General features: G+C 43.8%; 17 protein-coding genes. 14 read left to right on the forward strand and 3 right to left on the reverse strand.

Annotated elements, in window-relative coordinates:
* The 12 genes from EDI29_RS21375 to EDI29_RS21440 all read left to right on the forward strand — a co-directional run.
* On the forward strand, nucleotides 1–333 hold a 333-nt coding region (locus EDI29_RS21375; protein WP_479681149.1), incomplete at its 5' end, for an endonuclease toxin domain-containing protein.
* A complete protein-coding gene (locus EDI29_RS21380) occupies nucleotides 333–836 on the forward strand; it encodes a contact-dependent growth inhibition system immunity protein (protein ID WP_137742486.1) in 504 nt (167 codons plus the stop codon). The genes EDI29_RS21375 and EDI29_RS21380, both read left to right, overlap by 1 nt.
* Before the next feature lie 434 nt (nucleotides 837–1,270).
* Nucleotides 1,271–1,735, forward strand: coding sequence for a DUF4279 domain-containing protein (locus tag EDI29_RS21385; RefSeq protein WP_137742487.1), 465 nt, complete (start codon nucleotides 1,271–1,273; stop codon nucleotides 1,733–1,735).
* Between the two features lie 75 nt (nucleotides 1,736–1,810).
* Nucleotides 1,811–2,140, forward strand: a complete 330-nt coding sequence (locus EDI29_RS21390) for a zinc ABC transporter substrate-binding protein (RefSeq protein WP_137742488.1) — start codon at nucleotides 1,811–1,813, stop codon at nucleotides 2,138–2,140.
* 705 nt (nucleotides 2,141–2,845) lie between these two features.
* Complete coding sequence (locus EDI29_RS21400) at nucleotides 2,846–3,379, forward strand: deaminase domain-containing protein (protein ID WP_137742489.1); 534 nt, start codon at nucleotides 2,846–2,848, stop codon at nucleotides 3,377–3,379.
* Nucleotides 3,379–3,759 carry a hypothetical protein gene (locus EDI29_RS21405; protein ID WP_137742490.1) on the forward strand — a complete coding sequence of 127 codons (381 nt, stop codon included), beginning with the start codon at nucleotides 3,379–3,381 and terminating at the stop codon, nucleotides 3,757–3,759. Before EDI29_RS21400 ends, EDI29_RS21405 begins: the two co-directional genes overlap by 1 nt.
* Before the next feature lie 401 nt (nucleotides 3,760–4,160).
* Nucleotides 4,161–4,409 carry a deaminase domain-containing protein gene (locus EDI29_RS22910; RefSeq protein WP_206664374.1) on the forward strand — a complete coding sequence of 83 codons (249 nt, stop codon included), beginning with the start codon at nucleotides 4,161–4,163 and terminating at the stop codon, nucleotides 4,407–4,409.
* On the forward strand, nucleotides 4,406–4,789 hold the full coding sequence (gene imm2, locus EDI29_RS21415; RefSeq protein WP_137742491.1) for an Imm2 family immunity protein: 384 nt from the start codon (nucleotides 4,406–4,408) through the stop codon (nucleotides 4,787–4,789). Before EDI29_RS22910 ends, imm2 begins: the two co-directional genes overlap by 4 nt.
* Nucleotides 4,790–4,915: 126 nt before the next feature.
* Nucleotides 4,916–5,380: a DUF4279 domain-containing protein gene (locus EDI29_RS21420; protein WP_137742492.1), complete on the forward strand. Its 465-nt coding sequence runs from the start codon at nucleotides 4,916–4,918 to the stop codon at nucleotides 5,378–5,380.
* Nucleotides 5,381–5,468: 88 nt separating this feature from the next.
* On the forward strand, nucleotides 5,469–5,729 hold the full coding sequence (locus EDI29_RS21425) for a hypothetical protein (protein ID WP_137742493.1): 261 nt from the start codon (nucleotides 5,469–5,471) through the stop codon (nucleotides 5,727–5,729).
* The gene (locus tag EDI29_RS21430; protein ID WP_137742494.1) at nucleotides 5,726–6,214 is read left to right on the forward strand and encodes a hypothetical protein; all 489 of its coding nucleotides are present in this window, start codon (nucleotides 5,726–5,728) and stop codon (nucleotides 6,212–6,214) included. Before EDI29_RS21425 ends, EDI29_RS21430 begins: the two co-directional genes overlap by 4 nt.
* 1,229 nt (nucleotides 6,215–7,443) lie before the next feature.
* The gene (locus EDI29_RS21440) at nucleotides 7,444–8,469 is read left to right on the forward strand and encodes a hypothetical protein (RefSeq protein ID WP_137742496.1); all 1,026 of its coding nucleotides are present in this window, start codon (nucleotides 7,444–7,446) and stop codon (nucleotides 8,467–8,469) included.
* A gap of 92 nt (nucleotides 8,470–8,561) precedes the next feature.
* On the opposite strand, the gene ggt is transcribed toward EDI29_RS21440, so the two are convergent.
* The 3 genes from ggt to EDI29_RS21455 all read right to left on the reverse strand — a co-directional run bounded on the left by ggt (nucleotide 8,562) and on the right by EDI29_RS21455 (nucleotide 13,100).
* Complete coding sequence (ggt, locus tag EDI29_RS21445) at nucleotides 8,562–10,298, reverse strand: gamma-glutamyltransferase (RefSeq protein ID WP_137742511.1); 1,737 nt, start codon at nucleotides 10,296–10,298, stop codon at nucleotides 8,562–8,564.
* A gap of 324 nt (nucleotides 10,299–10,622) precedes the next feature.
* On the reverse strand, nucleotides 10,623–11,972 hold the full coding sequence (locus EDI29_RS21450; RefSeq protein WP_103943619.1) for an MFS transporter: 1,350 nt from the start codon (nucleotides 11,970–11,972) through the stop codon (nucleotides 10,623–10,625).
* 213 nt (nucleotides 11,973–12,185) lie between these two features.
* Nucleotides 12,186–13,100 (reverse strand): GntR family transcriptional regulator, encoded by a 915-nt coding sequence (locus EDI29_RS21455; protein WP_137742497.1) that lies wholly within the window; start codon nucleotides 13,098–13,100, stop codon nucleotides 12,186–12,188.
* A gap of 141 nt (nucleotides 13,101–13,241) precedes the next feature.
* Between EDI29_RS21455 and EDI29_RS21460 the strand changes: the two genes are divergently transcribed.
* The gene (locus EDI29_RS21460) at nucleotides 13,242–14,264 is read left to right on the forward strand and encodes a zinc-binding alcohol dehydrogenase family protein (RefSeq protein WP_137742498.1); all 1,023 of its coding nucleotides are present in this window, start codon (nucleotides 13,242–13,244) and stop codon (nucleotides 14,262–14,264) included.
* A 13-nt stretch (nucleotides 14,265–14,277) separates the two neighbouring features.
* Nucleotides 14,278–15,723 carry a tagaturonate reductase gene (locus tag EDI29_RS21465; protein WP_137742499.1) on the forward strand — a complete coding sequence of 482 codons (1,446 nt, stop codon included), beginning with the start codon at nucleotides 14,278–14,280 and terminating at the stop codon, nucleotides 15,721–15,723.
* Nucleotides 15,724–15,738 lie beyond the last annotated feature (15 nt).

Raw genomic sequence — 15,738 nt, forward strand, 5'->3', positions numbered from 1 at the left:
ACACGTTTACCAAAAAATTTTAAGACATTTGATTATTATGATGGGACAACTAAAACAGCAATAAGTGCAAAAACAATGGATACCCAGACACTGGCAAAACTTGCTAGTCCTAATCAGGTTTATAGTTCAATCAAAGTAAATATTGATACAGCCGCAGGGTTTAAAGAATATGTTCTCTCAGGCCAACGGCTAAACTCATCAATGATTTCAAACAGAGAAATTCACTTAGCGGTGCCAGCTAATACTACTTCAGCTCAATGGGTAGAAATCAATAGAGCCATTGACTATGGTAAGAGCCAGGGTGTAGCTGTTAAGGTAACTCAGGTGAAATAATGAAATTTAACCAAGATCAAGACTATTGGGCGAGTGTTTACTGCACTACAGATTTTCTTAGTATAGAAACTTACTCTGGGCTTGGGCTAGTAAGAGCGGACCCTCTTTTTCCGCCTTATCTATTACCGCCAGATGAAAATGATGAAACGATTGGTGAAATCGTCCTACAAGCATTGTCAGATAGCCGAACATTAAGCAATCTTGAGGAGCGTATTGCGTTTTTTGACATTGAAAAAGGCAAAGCTCAGTACGCAGCATGGGTAGCTATGTTGATGGAGAAATATGGATATAAAACAAAAAAATCCTTGTTTATAAAAATGAAAAACTGTGGCGTACATTGTGTTAATAGTAAAATAACAATATCCCCGACTCGTCATGAAAAACTAGAGGCATGGGGAGGGTCGGGGATTAAAGATAGCGACAGCGTCATTTTATCTATAGATAGTCCTCCATTTGAAATCGGAGCAGGGTTAAGGCTGGCACTCAGTCGATGTAAAGGTTAAATTAAAACTCCGGTCAAAGCACCGGAGTTTTTATAATTTATTGTATAAAAAATTAAACATCATGACTAATTTTCGCCTTACAAATACCCTAAATAATTTGAGTTTCAGGAAGGCGGTAAGAGAAGGAATCCCGATGAGCTTACTCAGGTAAGTGATTCGGGTGAACGAGCGCAGCCAACTCCCATGCAACTTGAAGTTGCATGGGTATAGACATGAATAAAAACTTGTTTGAAATGTCAGTCGTTCATTCTGGTTTAAATGAGGTCATAGTAGGCTAATTCAATATAATTTCTTCTGATAGAAACTTCATGGGAGAAATTTATTATTAGCTTAAACCACTGTTTATAACACAACTTTCATAGGTGAATATTAGACAATGGAAATTATATTGATAAAGCGGGTAAAATAATTGGTAATATTGAGGATTACTTACCATGAACACTATTAATTCAAGAATCACACCGCCAAATTCGAACTATGAGACATGTTTGGAGTGTCGCGCAAAGTTGCTGATTTATCCTGGTGAGATGCACCCTGATGAAGTTAGCGCGATCCTCAATATTGAACCGACGCAGAAAAACATCATTGGTGATAGAAAAACAAACAGTTTAGGTCGAACCCGTGAAGTAAAAACATCAGGATGGTTTCTTTCATCCGAAGACTTCATTTCTTCAAAAGATCTAAGAGATCATATTGATTGGATTATCGCTAAGCTTGATGCTTGCCGTGAGGGTCTAAAAAAACTACAAAATATACCTGGTATTAAAATGACACTTAGCTGTGTATGGTGGTCGGCAACCGGTCACAGCGGCCCTGTGCTATGGCCAGAGCAGATGAAAGCATTAGCTGATTTAGATCTGGAATGTGCTTTTGATATTTATTTATTCCCTGAAGAATAACATCAAGAAAATATAGTAATGATAAATTTACTTATTTAAAATCAGGTACTAATCAATAGAGGGACAATATCATTTATGAACAAATTAAAAAAGAACGAAATATATATAAAAATGTTGTTGCTTTCCATTCCTTATATCAGAAATATGCAACAACATAAAAAATCATCTGATTTATCATGCTATCATGAGGCGGAACTTGTCCATAATTTAGTTTATACTATCTTGACGCCAGACTTTGAAGATCACGATATTTACTTTCTAAACAATCAGGCAAGATACTATATTGAAAATTGTAGCGATGATATTTCAATAGCTTATAGCGGTCAAAAAGAACTTATATCATCTCTTTTTGAAATGGTTCCACAGGAAATGAAGTCGAAGCTCCAGTGGGAAGGTCCAAAATAAGAGATTAAGAGTAATTAAGATAACATCCATGATGTTTAATTCATGGATGTTATTAATAGTTAAAAACAATCCATAATCATGTGGAGTAAATATGAATATCAAAAAAAATCAACCTATAAGTAATTGATATCATTTAAATTACAAGTCTGTTCACCATTCGGTGTAAATGCCATTTATCAAAAGAGTTCGTCCAGACAGTCACCAAGCTCAATAATAACACTGCCTTCACTGAAAAACCGGTATGTGATAGTTTTTTAGGTGTTATTGAACAGTTTCAGAAAAAATACCCTGGAATTAAAGTTGACGTTTTGGATAATAATGGTGTAAGACTTACCCCCAGGAGAAGGAATTAGAAAATGGAACGCATTGATTACAAAGAAATAAAAGAATCATTTTTAATTAAATATTATGATTGCGGGAAGAGGGCCAGAAATAACCGAAAGATACCATAGAGAGATGATAGAAAAAATTTTCGTTGAACATCCTCTTGAACAGTTGTTAGAGGAGATCACCGAGGAAGAAAAATCAGATCTTCTCTATGACATGCAACTACTTGGTTTGATTGAAAAAAAATAATAATAGCACAGACAGAGCGGCCCTTGTGGGCCACCACTCTAAAAATTAATAAATTTATCTAATATTTAAACTAAAAAATATCCAATAAATCTGGGTTTTGGTATTTCGATAGCGAGTACATTTGCGGGCATGGGAAAGGCAGGCGTCGGTAATCAGTACCTGTCAAAAAGCCTCGTGACGCCAACCGCAGGCTGGAAAAGTTATCTGGTTAATGAAAAGACCATACAACAAGCGGCAGGTTTTAGGCAGCAGGTGCTGGACGCAAGAGCACCATTTTCACGTGACACAGGTAATGTGGCCGTGGCACAAATTGATATACCCGACATGCCAAAATCCATGGCGGCACACAGTAAGATTGACATTGGGGAAAAAAGTTTTGTAGGAAAAGGTAGTCAGAGCAACTTTACTCATATGATTTTGCCAAATAAGGCGGGAGATAAAATATCAAGAAACTCTGATTCAGAATACAAGATATTGGACAATCTAGCTGACAAATTAGGAAAAAACACAGATGCTAAAGGGGCAGTGACAATCTTCACAGAGCGAGCTGCGTGCGAAAGCTGCCTAGGCGTAGTGGATCAGTTTCAGAAAAAATATCCAAATATCAAAATAGAAATCCTCGATAACAATGATGTAATGCTTATCCCTCGGAGAAAAAATTAATGGAAGACCGCATAACGTATTATGAATTAAAAGCTGAATTTTTAGACTGTTTTTACAGCTGCTGTAGAAGCAAATTAGATACATACAAAAAAACCGGAGAAAAATGGGGATATAGTGGCGAAGAAATAGCTTATGCTTACTATCAATATGAAAATGCATTCGAACGACCTATAGAAAACCTCATGCTTAATGTACTCACACTAATACTTAAAGCAGGTAGAGGACTGAAAGATGTAGAGTCTAACCTACGAAAATTCATTACTGATATACTTGCGGAAAACTCTCTGGAAGAACTGATTAAAGATATTGGAGAAGATGAGAAGAAAGACTTACTTTATGACATGCAACTACTAGGATTGATTGAAAAAAAACCTAAATAATTCAGACAGAGCGGCCCTTGTGGGCCGCTACTAGCCAAAATTAATAGGCCTCATCTTGAGGCCAAATAAACTTTAGGTTTTGGTATTTCGATAGCGAGTACATTTGCGGGCATGGGAAAGGCAGGCGTCGGTAATCAGTACCTGTCAAAAAGCCTCGTGACGCCAACCGCAGGATGGAAAAGTTATCTGGTTAATGAAAAAACCATACAACAAGCGGCAGGTTTTAGGCAGCAAATTATAGATTTGAGGGCACCATTATCTCGCAATCCTAGAACTAGTGGGAATGTAGCTATTGCAGAAATTAATATACCAGGGATGCCGAAAACCTTAGCGGGCATAGCCGTATAGACAAAGCTGAGCAAGGTTTTGTCGGCTCAGGAAAACAGAATTTCACCTATCAGGTGATAGAGAACAGTGAGGGCACAAAAATATCTAGAAATACTGATTCAGAATACAAAATACTAGATAATTTAGCCGATAGATTAGGAAGCAATATTTCAGCAAAAGGCAGTGTAACCATATTCACAGAACGGGCAGCCTGTGAAAGTTGTTTAGGTGTTATTGAACAGTTTCAGAAAAAGTATCCTAATATAGAAATACATGTATTGGATAACAATGATGTTATATTGAAACCAGGAGGAAGAAAGTGAACGAGGAACGTATTAACTCTAATGAGATTAGAGAAAGTTTTTTAGAGTGCTATTACATATATTGCAGACACAAAATTCACTCTTACAATATGACTGGCAATGTATGGGTTGAAAATGAATCGGAAGGTGGCTATGCCTATGATCAAGCAGAGGGAGCTTATGATTTCCCCATTGAAAATTTAATGCTTGAGGTTTTATCTTTAATTATGATTGCAGGAAGAGGGCCAGAAATAACCGAAAAATACCATAGAGATATGATAGAAAAAATTCTCGTTGAACATCCTCTTGAACAGTTGTTAGAGGAGATCACCGAGGAAGAAAAATCAGATCTTCTCTATGATATGCAACTATTAGGATTGATTGATAAAAAGCCAAACTAGATCAGGCAGAGCGGCTCTTGTGGGCCGCTAGTAGAAAAATGAATACATTATCTTTAGTATGATTTTCATGAGAGAATATATTGATCATACTGGTATAATAATTGGGAATATCGGCGATTTCTTATAATGAACTCTATCCAGTCAAGATTAAACACTGTAGCCCACGACTTTCAAACATGCCTAGAATGTCATGCATTACTAGCAATCTATCCTGGTGAAATGCACCCTGATAAAATTAGTAAATTACTAAATATCGAGCCAACAGAAATATTTGCAGCTGGAGATGAAATAACCAATTCTATTGGACGAACACGAAAGGTAAATATATCATCATGGTTTCTTTCATCTGAAAACAATGTCGAGTCGAAAGATTTAAGAGCACATATTGACTGGATTATCGATAAGCTCAGCGCTTCTCATTCTGGATTACGCGAGTTGCAAATCACTTCTGGCGTAAAAATGTCACTAAGATGTGTATGGTGGTCTGCATATGGTGATGGCGGCCCCGTTCTTTGGCCAGAGCAAATGAAGGCATTAGCAGATTTAGATCTAGAGTGCGCCCTTAATATTTATTTTATGCCTGATGAATAAGTAAATATTTGTGAATAATACAACAAACAAAATATAAATAAATCTTATAAAATAGAGTCACTTTCGTATCCCAAACGTCACTGGAGTGATGGAAAATTCTCAATTTCTTATTGGTGGAAAGTTAAAAAATTATAATCTGGCTACTAACCAGAATGGTCTGATTAACATCAGATCAAAACAAGCCATTGAACGTAAGGCGAATTTACCTGCGGGTATGAGGCAGGAAGTTATTATTTATATAAGGGGACAAACTGTGACTGATGCCCAAAAAAGTGCGATCATCAAAGAAATTGTCACTAAATCAAATAACATACTTAGCGCAACAGATATAGGATTCATGACGAAATGAAAAACGTAGGATTCCATGGTGGGCATACTGTCTACGAGTGCGGTACATCTCTTGATATGTATATTTTTTTCCAATGCATAGCGCAGTTCGCTTCAGCGATGAGTACCAATCTGTTGACTGATGAACTTTATCGCCGCTACTTGGAAAAAGATGATCTCTACCTTGCCTCTGAGCAAGCACTTCAGGTAGAAGCGCTATTTAGTCGTACTTTACCCACAGAAATAAACTGGGAAGACATTGATGGGGATATTAAATTATCAACCTTATGTCTTGATAAAGATAACTTAGCAACCATTTTTTCAGAACACTTTAAAAATTTTCATAATGCCATAAAATCGGCAGAATCTTTCTATCATGACTTTGGCACTTACATTCCTGTAAAAACTGTTATCTCTGATTTACCTTGGTTTATCGAAGATAAAAACCGCCCCCTCGAACAGTATGATGAGCAGGGGCCTGACGAACTGCCATTTTGGTTAAGATAACATGATAATAATATAAAAATCATAATCCTGAGCCTGCGGCAGGCTCAGGATTATTCAAATAATAAAAATTTCATTAAATTATCTATAATAGTGCAGTTAATAAAAACACCCTCAACAAGGTCTAAATAAAACCACCAAACCTGAACAATGAGACATACTTTGAGTATAGTTAAAAATGACTATTTAGGTTGGAAATGTAATTTCATGTCGACTCTCCGCTGAAATGGATTATTGAAAAAAATCATTTTTCTGATAAAATCATCTGACTTTAACCAGAGTATTAATATGATAAATACCACGGATAAAAATGAAAAAAAATGAAATTTACATCGATATACTACAAGTAACGCTACCCCATTTGCGTATGGTGGCCCAATCAAGCTTTCTTCGCAAGATTAGAGACCGATCTGCGGTATATGAAACGCAGTTGATTCATGGCTTCTATATCCTTTTATCACATGAGGAATTCAAAAATGATGATATTTATTTTTTAAATCATCACTGTCGATATTACTATGAGAATTGTAACTCAAAGATCAGTATGCTTTATAACGACCACTTAAAAAGTTTTTCAGACCTTTTCTCAATCGTTCCAGATAATTTGAGAGAAAATCTTGAATGGGAAGGACCCAAGATAGTTTAAAACAGCGACAACAGAGCGATTTTTATGGGCTGCCATCCTATATTTGATGGAATACAGTCTAAATGGCAGGTTCACATTACATATTATCACGCTATAAAATCGAGTGGATTCCTAGGGATAATAAAGTGGATTTCATAGCGTTCACGTTCTATACCCGTAATACTTCAAGCCGCAGGTGCGTTGGCTGCGTTCACTCACCCGAATCACTTACCTGAGTAAGCTCATCGGGGCTCCCTCTCTTGCCGCCTTCCTGCAACTCGAATTATTTGGGGTATAACACCAGTAGCACACTGATATTTTACCTAATTCGAACAATGAATAGATTATAAAAAACGAGTACCAATAAGTTTATAACAGTGTAGATAAAAGGGAAAAATTCATTCTACTTTTTACCTGAAACTCCTTATTGACTTCTTCAATAAATATATTGTTGCAGAAGTAAAGTCGGGTGATAGTAACATTATTACCTTATTTTTACTGATGAATTAAAAGAATAAGTTCGCCATTGAAGAGTTATACGAGTATGATTTGCACTCTTGCCAAGTGCTCTCGGCAATAAATACACACATCAATGGAGTGAAATTCGATGTCTTTGTTCATGCAGTTACGTACATTTTTCCTTTTCATCATAACTCTCCTCGCGTTTCCTGTCCTCGCGCAATCCTCCTCTGGGCTAACATGCGGAATTTATACCAATGACAGTGGTGTTAAAGCTTATGTAATAAGCCCAGAAATATTACAAAAGAAATATAAAAATGAATATATTACATCACATTACACTCTGGACAGTGGCAAAGTTAATATAATCTCAATTGACACCCTAAACCCACCAGAAATATATGAGTTAATCGAAGAAAAGGAAGTTAAAGATTTTAATGAAGAATACACACTAACAGAAAGCAAGAGCTGTAAAGAGAATATTGGGATACCGAAAAGCGAAATAGGAAAAAAATGTTGGGACGATATGGAAGCTTGTTCCTGGTTAATCGCGGAAAGTGATGTAAAAACACTGAAGCAATTATGCCAAGACAACTTCTATTTGGCCTGTCAATTTTGGGATAATCGCGTTTTCTTCAAAAATAGCATAAGTAAAATGTCAGAAAATACAGAGAATAGAGATATACCACAGCCATCAGATCCAGAATGGATCGAGACGCTTACTGAGTCATGTCGGTCGGGGCTGTCAGAAAAGATGTGTACTGAGGCAGCCAGATCATTGTGGAATAGTGGACAATATCTTGCCGCGCGAGACGCATTACAACTGGCTTGCAATACGCGTATATGGGACAACTCAGTGTGTCAACAAGCAGATGATTTACGCTCACTCACAGAGAATGATATTTCCTCCTCAGTATCCGGTTTACCAGTAGGGCATTATGCAACACGCGGTGGTGACGTTGATTTTATTATCACCAAAAATGGCACGGTAATAATAAAAGGAAGCCCATCGGTGAAGGCGCATATCGATAATGGCCTGATTCGTATCCCTCGCGATCTGCAAGAAGAAGCTATCAACCGCAGAAGTGATTTCCTTTTCCGTCGTGCGGGGGAAAACAAACTGATCAGCCTTGATATTTGGAATACGTTCAAAGTTTACGAATTGCAGAACTGAGCGGCATCATCGTAGAGCCTTTTTCGACTATCTTAATCATTCAGATCTGAACGTCAGGGCAAGCAAATCACTTCCCCTGACATTTGTTCAAATCAATACCCGATCGCTGCACCCGCCGGGCGGCGGATATCATTGGCACCATACAGGTAGCCTTCGCGCACTTTACCGGATACCGCCGAGTCATTACCCGAATCTGCCGGTGTCACGCCCGCCGCACCCGGTAAGCCGACCAGAATCAGCTCCGCTGCTCCCCAAGGGGTCTGCTCTACCATTTTGTAGCCGCGCTGCTTCAGCAGGTTCAGCGTATCGGCAGACAGCCCGCGCTGTTCGTAATACACCTCATCCGGCAACCACTGGTGATGGATACGCGGTGCGTCGACCGCTTCCTGTGGTGCCATACCGTGATCGATGATATTCAGCGCCGTTTGCAGCGTGATGGTGATTATGCGCGAACCACCAGGCGAGCCGAGCACCATGAAGACTTTGCCGTCTTTCGTCACCAGTGACGGGCTCATAGACGAAAGTGGGCGCTTACCGGGGGCGATCGAATTACGCTCCCCTTGCACTAACCCGTACAGGTTTTTCTCGCCCACTTTAACGGTAAAGTCATCCATTTCGTTATTGAGGAAGAAACCCGTACCCGGCGCAATCACCACCGACCCAAAACGCCCGTTCACGGTATAGGTCGTGGATACGGCATTGCCCTGATTATCCACAATCGAATAGTGCGTGGTTTCCGGTCTTTCATGTGGGCCGATCCCCGGCTGAACGTTTTTGGACGGCGTCGCGTTCTCCGGTTCGATTTGTTTACGAATTTCAGCGGCGTAATCCTTACTCAACAGGCGTTCGACAGGGTTACTGACAAACGCCGGATCACCAAGGTACGTGTTGCGATCCATGTAAGCGTGGCGCATCGCTTCTGTCAGCACATGGACGGTGGCAGCCGAGTTAAAGCCAGTCGATTTAATATCATAGCCTTCGACAATATTGAGAATTTCACACATTGTGACGCCACCGGAACTGGGTGGCGGCGAAGAGACAAACTGATAGCCGCGATAGCTACAGGTCACCGGTGCCGTTTCGGTAATGCGGTAGTCGGCAAAATCAGCCGCTGTCAGAATACCACCGCCCTGCTTCGCCGCTTTCTCCACCGCCTGTGGGATCGTGCCCTTGTAGAAGGCATCTGGCCCGTTAGCGGCAATCGCCGCCAGCGTATTCGCCAGATCGGTTTGCACCAGTTTGTCACCCGGCTGCAACGGGCTACCGTCAGGGCGTAGGAAAATACGGGCTGCCTCAGGGTCGGCCTTGAAACGTTGGATGGTGGTATCCAGAATATCGGTATCCGCACGCGTGAGTTCAAAACCTGCACGCGCCAGTTTAATCGCCGGTGCCATTACTTGTTCGCGCGTCAATTTGCCGTATTTTTGCAGCGCAGTATCCAGCCCCAGCACCGTTCCCGGTACGCCAGCGGCCAAATAGCCGTACAGGCTCGCATCCTTTTTCACGCTCCCATCCGCGTTCAGATACATGTTGGCACTGGCCGCCGCGGGTGCAGTTTCACGGAAATTGATAAAGGTATCTTTCCCATCGGCCAGATGCAGCGTCATAAATCCACCGCCGCCGATATTGCCACAGCAGGGGTTCACCACCGCCTGCGCATAGCCAACGGCCACGGCGGCATCAATCGCATTGCCGCCCATTTTCATGATATCGACGCCAATCTGCGAAGCCAGGTGCTGCGAGCTGACCACCATGCCGTTTTTCGCTTCCACCGCAGGGGCCGACGCCGCCTGCACGGCCCCCGTCACCAGCAGCGCCACCGTGCTCATCGACAGCAGCCATTTTCCTGACGTCCTGCATCCCAATACCGCGTTTTTTATTCTCATGAAGACCCCTTTACCCCGTTGATATTACTCACCGTATTTTATGACTAACCCTTTCGGCAAGGTTTTGCAAAGTCCGCGCCAACAAACGGCAGTGGCTTAACAGACCCACTAACGGCAGTAAAAAGCGTAGGAAAGGCATGAGAAATTGCGAGCATGTCGTGCCACCTTTGCGACCTGGCACGATCACTACGCACCGTCATAAAGCAACGTGACAAAAAACCGCCCCGCAAAAGAAAGGAACAAATAAGGATGCGGGACGGCGGAGAACTAATCCTTACGGGGATCGCTAATCGGTTGACGAACAAGGAAGACGTAGGCCAGCGCACCCAATACCGTCACACAACCACAGATGATCAGCGCCAGACGGAAGGAATTCGTGGTATCCACAATAAAGCCGGTCACAATCGGGGCGAATGATGCGCAGATGAAGCTAGCAAAGTTTTGGATACTGCCGACCGACGCCGTCATACGCGACGCAACGGCAACATGGATCAGCCCCCAGCACGATGTTCCCGCAAAGTGGATGCAGAACAACGCCATACTAATCAGTGACACCGCCTCGATTGAGGTTGTCGCCTGTGGCACCACAAAAGTAAAAGCCGCTGAGCACAACATTCCAGCAATGATGCAGATTTTACGGCTCTTGATCGGCTCCATTCCTTTTTTCACTAACCAATCCGTGACATAGCCGTTCACCAGCATTCCGGCGGCACCAAACAGGAAAGGGATCGCCGCCATCAGACCCGTGCTTTTTAAATCCAGATTATAAGCCGTTTGCAGATAGCCGGGCAGCCAGGCCAAATATAACCACGCGGTATAGTTGATGCCGCTAAAACCCAGCATCATGCCCCACATCGTGCGGTTACGGAACAGACTGCGCCATTCAATAAAACTCAACGGATCGCGGCGAGCGTTCACACTGCCCGCGTTCAGGTAATTCTGCTCATCCGCGGTGAGTTCAATCTGCTCACGGTTGCGATACAACATATACCAGCCGATAGCGAGGAAAATGCCGAATAGGCCGATGGTAATGAACATGCCGCGCCAGCCCATAACTAACATCATCGCCGCCAGAATGGGTGGACTTATCGCAACACCAATGGTTGAAGCCGCATTAAAAAATCCCATCGGACGGCCACGTTCTTTGATGTTAAACCAGTCGTTGATCACCTTCACGCCGCATGGGTTCATCGGTGCTTCACCAATTCCCATACCAATACGAACCAGTACGAACTGAGTGAAGCTGTGTACCATGCCAGACAGCGCCTGAAACAGTGACCAGAAAAACATCCCAAGGCCCAGCATAATGCGCGGGCCTTTACGATCCAGCAACGGCCCACAAGGGAGCTGTGCAATCCCATAGGCAAGAGAGAAAACGGAGAGTAATGCCCCGATTTCTGTCGCACTTAGCCCCAATTCCTGACGAATCGTTAAGTTAGCCACCGACAGAGAACTTCGGTCGAGGTAATTAATCACCGCAGCAAAAAATAACAGAATCATTGCGGTAGTTTGAATACGTTTAATTCGACTACTGCGTTGAATTATTCCCTCTGGCGGTGCTGAAGAACGGGTATCAAACGAAGAACGCGGGTCTAGCGTTATATTATTCTTTTCCACGTCTGGCTCCTGGATATTATAATTTTATCTTTACTCAACGCTGGGTTGAGTAAAGTGGTTTTAAACGGAAAGCAATGAAACATGTCATCACCACTCACGAATTTTTATTAATAAAGTCGACTTCTCGTGAGCATAGATAAGAGATATTTCTCAGGCGTTTTTATTTTGATAAAACCGTGCTCTTGATAATGATTTCCGGTTTTTAATCGGTTTTTAATAGTCAGCCCGCGCTGTTTGATTAATTGAGCGAATCATCGATTGTTTAGCGGAATCCAAATGGTTACGTAGTGCCAGCGTGGCATCCAGATCGCTTCGGCAGATCAACGCGCTGAGGATGGTCATGTGCTCGTCAATCGCAATGATGTTGCGCTGTTTGAGATCGCTTTCATCCCACTGGTAGTGGAAATGGAATATCACGGAGATAATTTCAAGAGACTGATCAAAAAAGACATTTTCAGCAGCAGAGAGTAAAAGCGCATGAAAGCTGCGGTCAAGCTGCGAGAACATGCGAAAGCTGTTACCAATGCTGTCACGTAACATACGGTGGCGTTCCAGCAAGGTTTTGGCCTGTAGCCAACGGGGATCGTCGTCCGGCAAATTGAGGAAATGTTGCAGAGCATGCGTCTCCAGCATTTCCCGCAATTCAAAGAGCTGTTCCGCATAGGCCTGATCGAACTCTTTCATGCTCCACTGCCCGCGCTTTTCGTTCTGAATCAGGTTGTAGCGCCCAAATTTTAACAGATACTCGCGTACTACCACCGGGCTGACACCCGCGTCGCGCGCGAGCTGTAACTCTGAGAAGACCTCACCGACACGGAGCTGACGCTGGTTGATCATGGTGAAAAATGCCTGTTCGAAAATGCGGTTTTGCTCATCCATCGGCGCGGTAATGCAGGTGAACCCATCGTCGTGGTCGGGTTTTCGGGCAATCACATAATCGCTGCCAACCTGTGTAAGCACACCGCAGTCACGCAGGTGAACCAGAATATGACGCACCGTCGTGCGGCTGATGTTATACATCTCCGCCAGCGCATTTTGCGACGGTAGAGGCGACGGAATATGACCACGAGCCATATCGTCGATAATCTGATTAATAACATTGTGACGTAAATTTTGTGAACGGCTCATGAGAGATCTCCTTTTTTGCACACATTAAAAACCGATTTAAAACATTTTTATGAGTCCGCATTCACAATTTACAGCTCCTGTCTCTCATCAATATTTTTTTTCATCAATATCTGGAAAAACAAAAAACAGGAGAGAAAAATCATGTCAACAATGAATACATTGATTTGCCAGGAACCGAAAAAACTTGTCTGGAAAAAACGTGAAATACCTATTCCGGGTGAGAGTGAAACATTAATTAAAATTAAGTCTGTGGGTATTTGTGGAACAGATATTCATGCCTGGGGAGGGAATCAACCCTTTTTTAGCTACCCACGCGTATTAGGTCACGAAATATGTGGTGAGGTTGTCGATACAGGCAAAAATGTACATCAATTTAAAAAAGGCCAGCAGGTTGCCGTTATTCCCTACGTAGCCTGTCAGCAATGCCCTGCCTGCAAGAGCGGCCGTACCAACTGCTGCGAGAAAATTTCAGTCATTGGCGTACATCAGGATGGCGGATTCAGCGAATATCTGGCGGTACCCGCCACAAACGTACTGCTTGCAGAAGGGATCGATCCACAAGCGGCGGCCTTAATCGAGCCATATGCCATTAGCGCGCATGCTGTTCGCCGGGCGAAAGTGCAACGTGGCGAACAGGTGCTGGTCGTCGGTGCCGGCCCCATTGGCCTCGGCGCAGCGGCCATCGCCAAAGCAGACGGCGCTCAGGTGGTGGTTGCGGATACCAGCGCTGCCCGCCGCGAACACGTCATTGCCAACCTGAATCTGCCGGTCGTCGATCCCTCTGCCGAGGACTTTGAGACCCAGCTACGCGCCGAATTTGGTGGTTCATTGGCTGAAAAAGTGATTGATGCCACGGGAAACCAGCATGCGATGAACAACACCATTAACCTGATCCGCCACGGTGGCAGCATCGTGTTTGTCGGTCTGTTTAAAGGTGATTTGCAGTTCTCCGACCCCGAATTCCATAAGAAAGAAACCACGATGATGGGCAGCCGTAACGCCACACCGGAAGATTTCGCCAAAGTGGGACGTCTAATGTCTGAAGGCAAACTCACCGCAGAAATGATGCTGACGCACCGTTATCCGTTTGCCACATTGGCTGACATCTATGAAAAGGATGTCATTAACAACCGTGAGCTGATCAAAGGCGTCATCACATTTTGATGAGGGAATAATCATGAAGACATTGAATCGGAAAGATTTTCCCGGCGCATGCTATCCAACAAAAGTGATTCAGTTTGGTGAAGGTAACTTCTTGCGCGCCTTTGTGGACTGGCAGTTGGATGTGCTGAATGAGAAGACCGATCTTCAGGCGGGCGTAACGATTGTGCGCCCCATTAATACCGATTTTCCACCGTCGCTCAATACGCAAGATGGGCTTTACACCACGGTCATTAGGGGGCTTAACGAACAGGGCGAGGCCGTCAGCGATGCGCGTCTGATCCGCTCGGTAAATAACGAGATTAACCCGTATCAGCATTTTGCCGATTACCTGGCACTGGCCCATAATGCCGCTATTCGCTTTGTTTTTTCAAACACCACGGAAGCGGGCATCAGCTATCACGCTGGAGACAGCCTCAACGATACGCCGCCAGTCAGTTTTCCTGCCAAGCTGACACGCCTGTTGCTGGAACGCTTTACGCATTTTAACGGTGAGAGCGATAAAGGCTGGGTCATCATCCCCTGCGAACTGATCGACTATAACGGTGAGGCGCTTAAAGCTCTGGTTCTGCGCTATGCTCAGGAATGGCAGCTCTCACCCGCGTTTATCGACTGGATTGAGACGGCAAATACCTTCTGTTCCACGCTCGTGGACAGAATCGTAACGGGATACCCGCGTGAAGAATCGTCAGCGCTGGAAGAGAAACTGGGCTACCACGATGCCTTTCTGGATACCGCCGAACATTTTTACCTCTTTGTCATTCAAGGCCCCAACTGGCTAGCGGATGAACTGAAACTTGCAGAATGCCCGCTTAATATCCGCATTGTTGACGACATCAGACCCTATAAAGAACGTAAAGTGGCGATTCTGAATGGTGCACACACCGCTCTGGTTCCAGTTGCCTGGCTCTGCGGGCTAGATACGGTAGGTGAAGCCATGCAGGATGCCGATGTGCGCCGCTTTGTAGAAAATACGCTACATCAAGAAATCATCCCGGTGCTGGATTTACCGGCGAATGAGTTGCGTGAATTTGCCGATGCCGTCACCGGACGTTTTCAGAATCCCTATATTCGCCATCAGTTGCTCTCCATCGCACTCAATGGCATGACTAAATTCCGCACACGTATTCTGCCGCAGTTGCTGGCAGGCCACCGCGACGGGCGCTTTCCGGCACGGTTGACGTTTGCGCTGGCCGCGCTGATTGCCTTCTACCGCGGAGAACGAGCGGGCGAGACTTATCCTTTACAGGATGATGAGCTGTGGCTCACCCGTTACCGCCAGCGGTGGCCACGCGTGGGGACCGATCTAACCGTGCATGAATTGGTCAACGAGGTGCTTGCCGATACCGCGCACTGGGGGGAAGACCTCACCCAGCGGTCAGGTTTAGTGGATCAGGTGACAGCCGATCTGAACGATATTTTGGCGCAAGGGATGCGCCAGGCGCTGAAAGCGCGGGAATAACGATGATCGACAGCG

Origin of the sequence: Pectobacterium polonicum (genome assembly GCF_005497185.1) — a bacterium.
Classification (GTDB): Bacteria; Pseudomonadota; Gammaproteobacteria; order Enterobacterales; family Enterobacteriaceae; genus Pectobacterium; species Pectobacterium polonicum.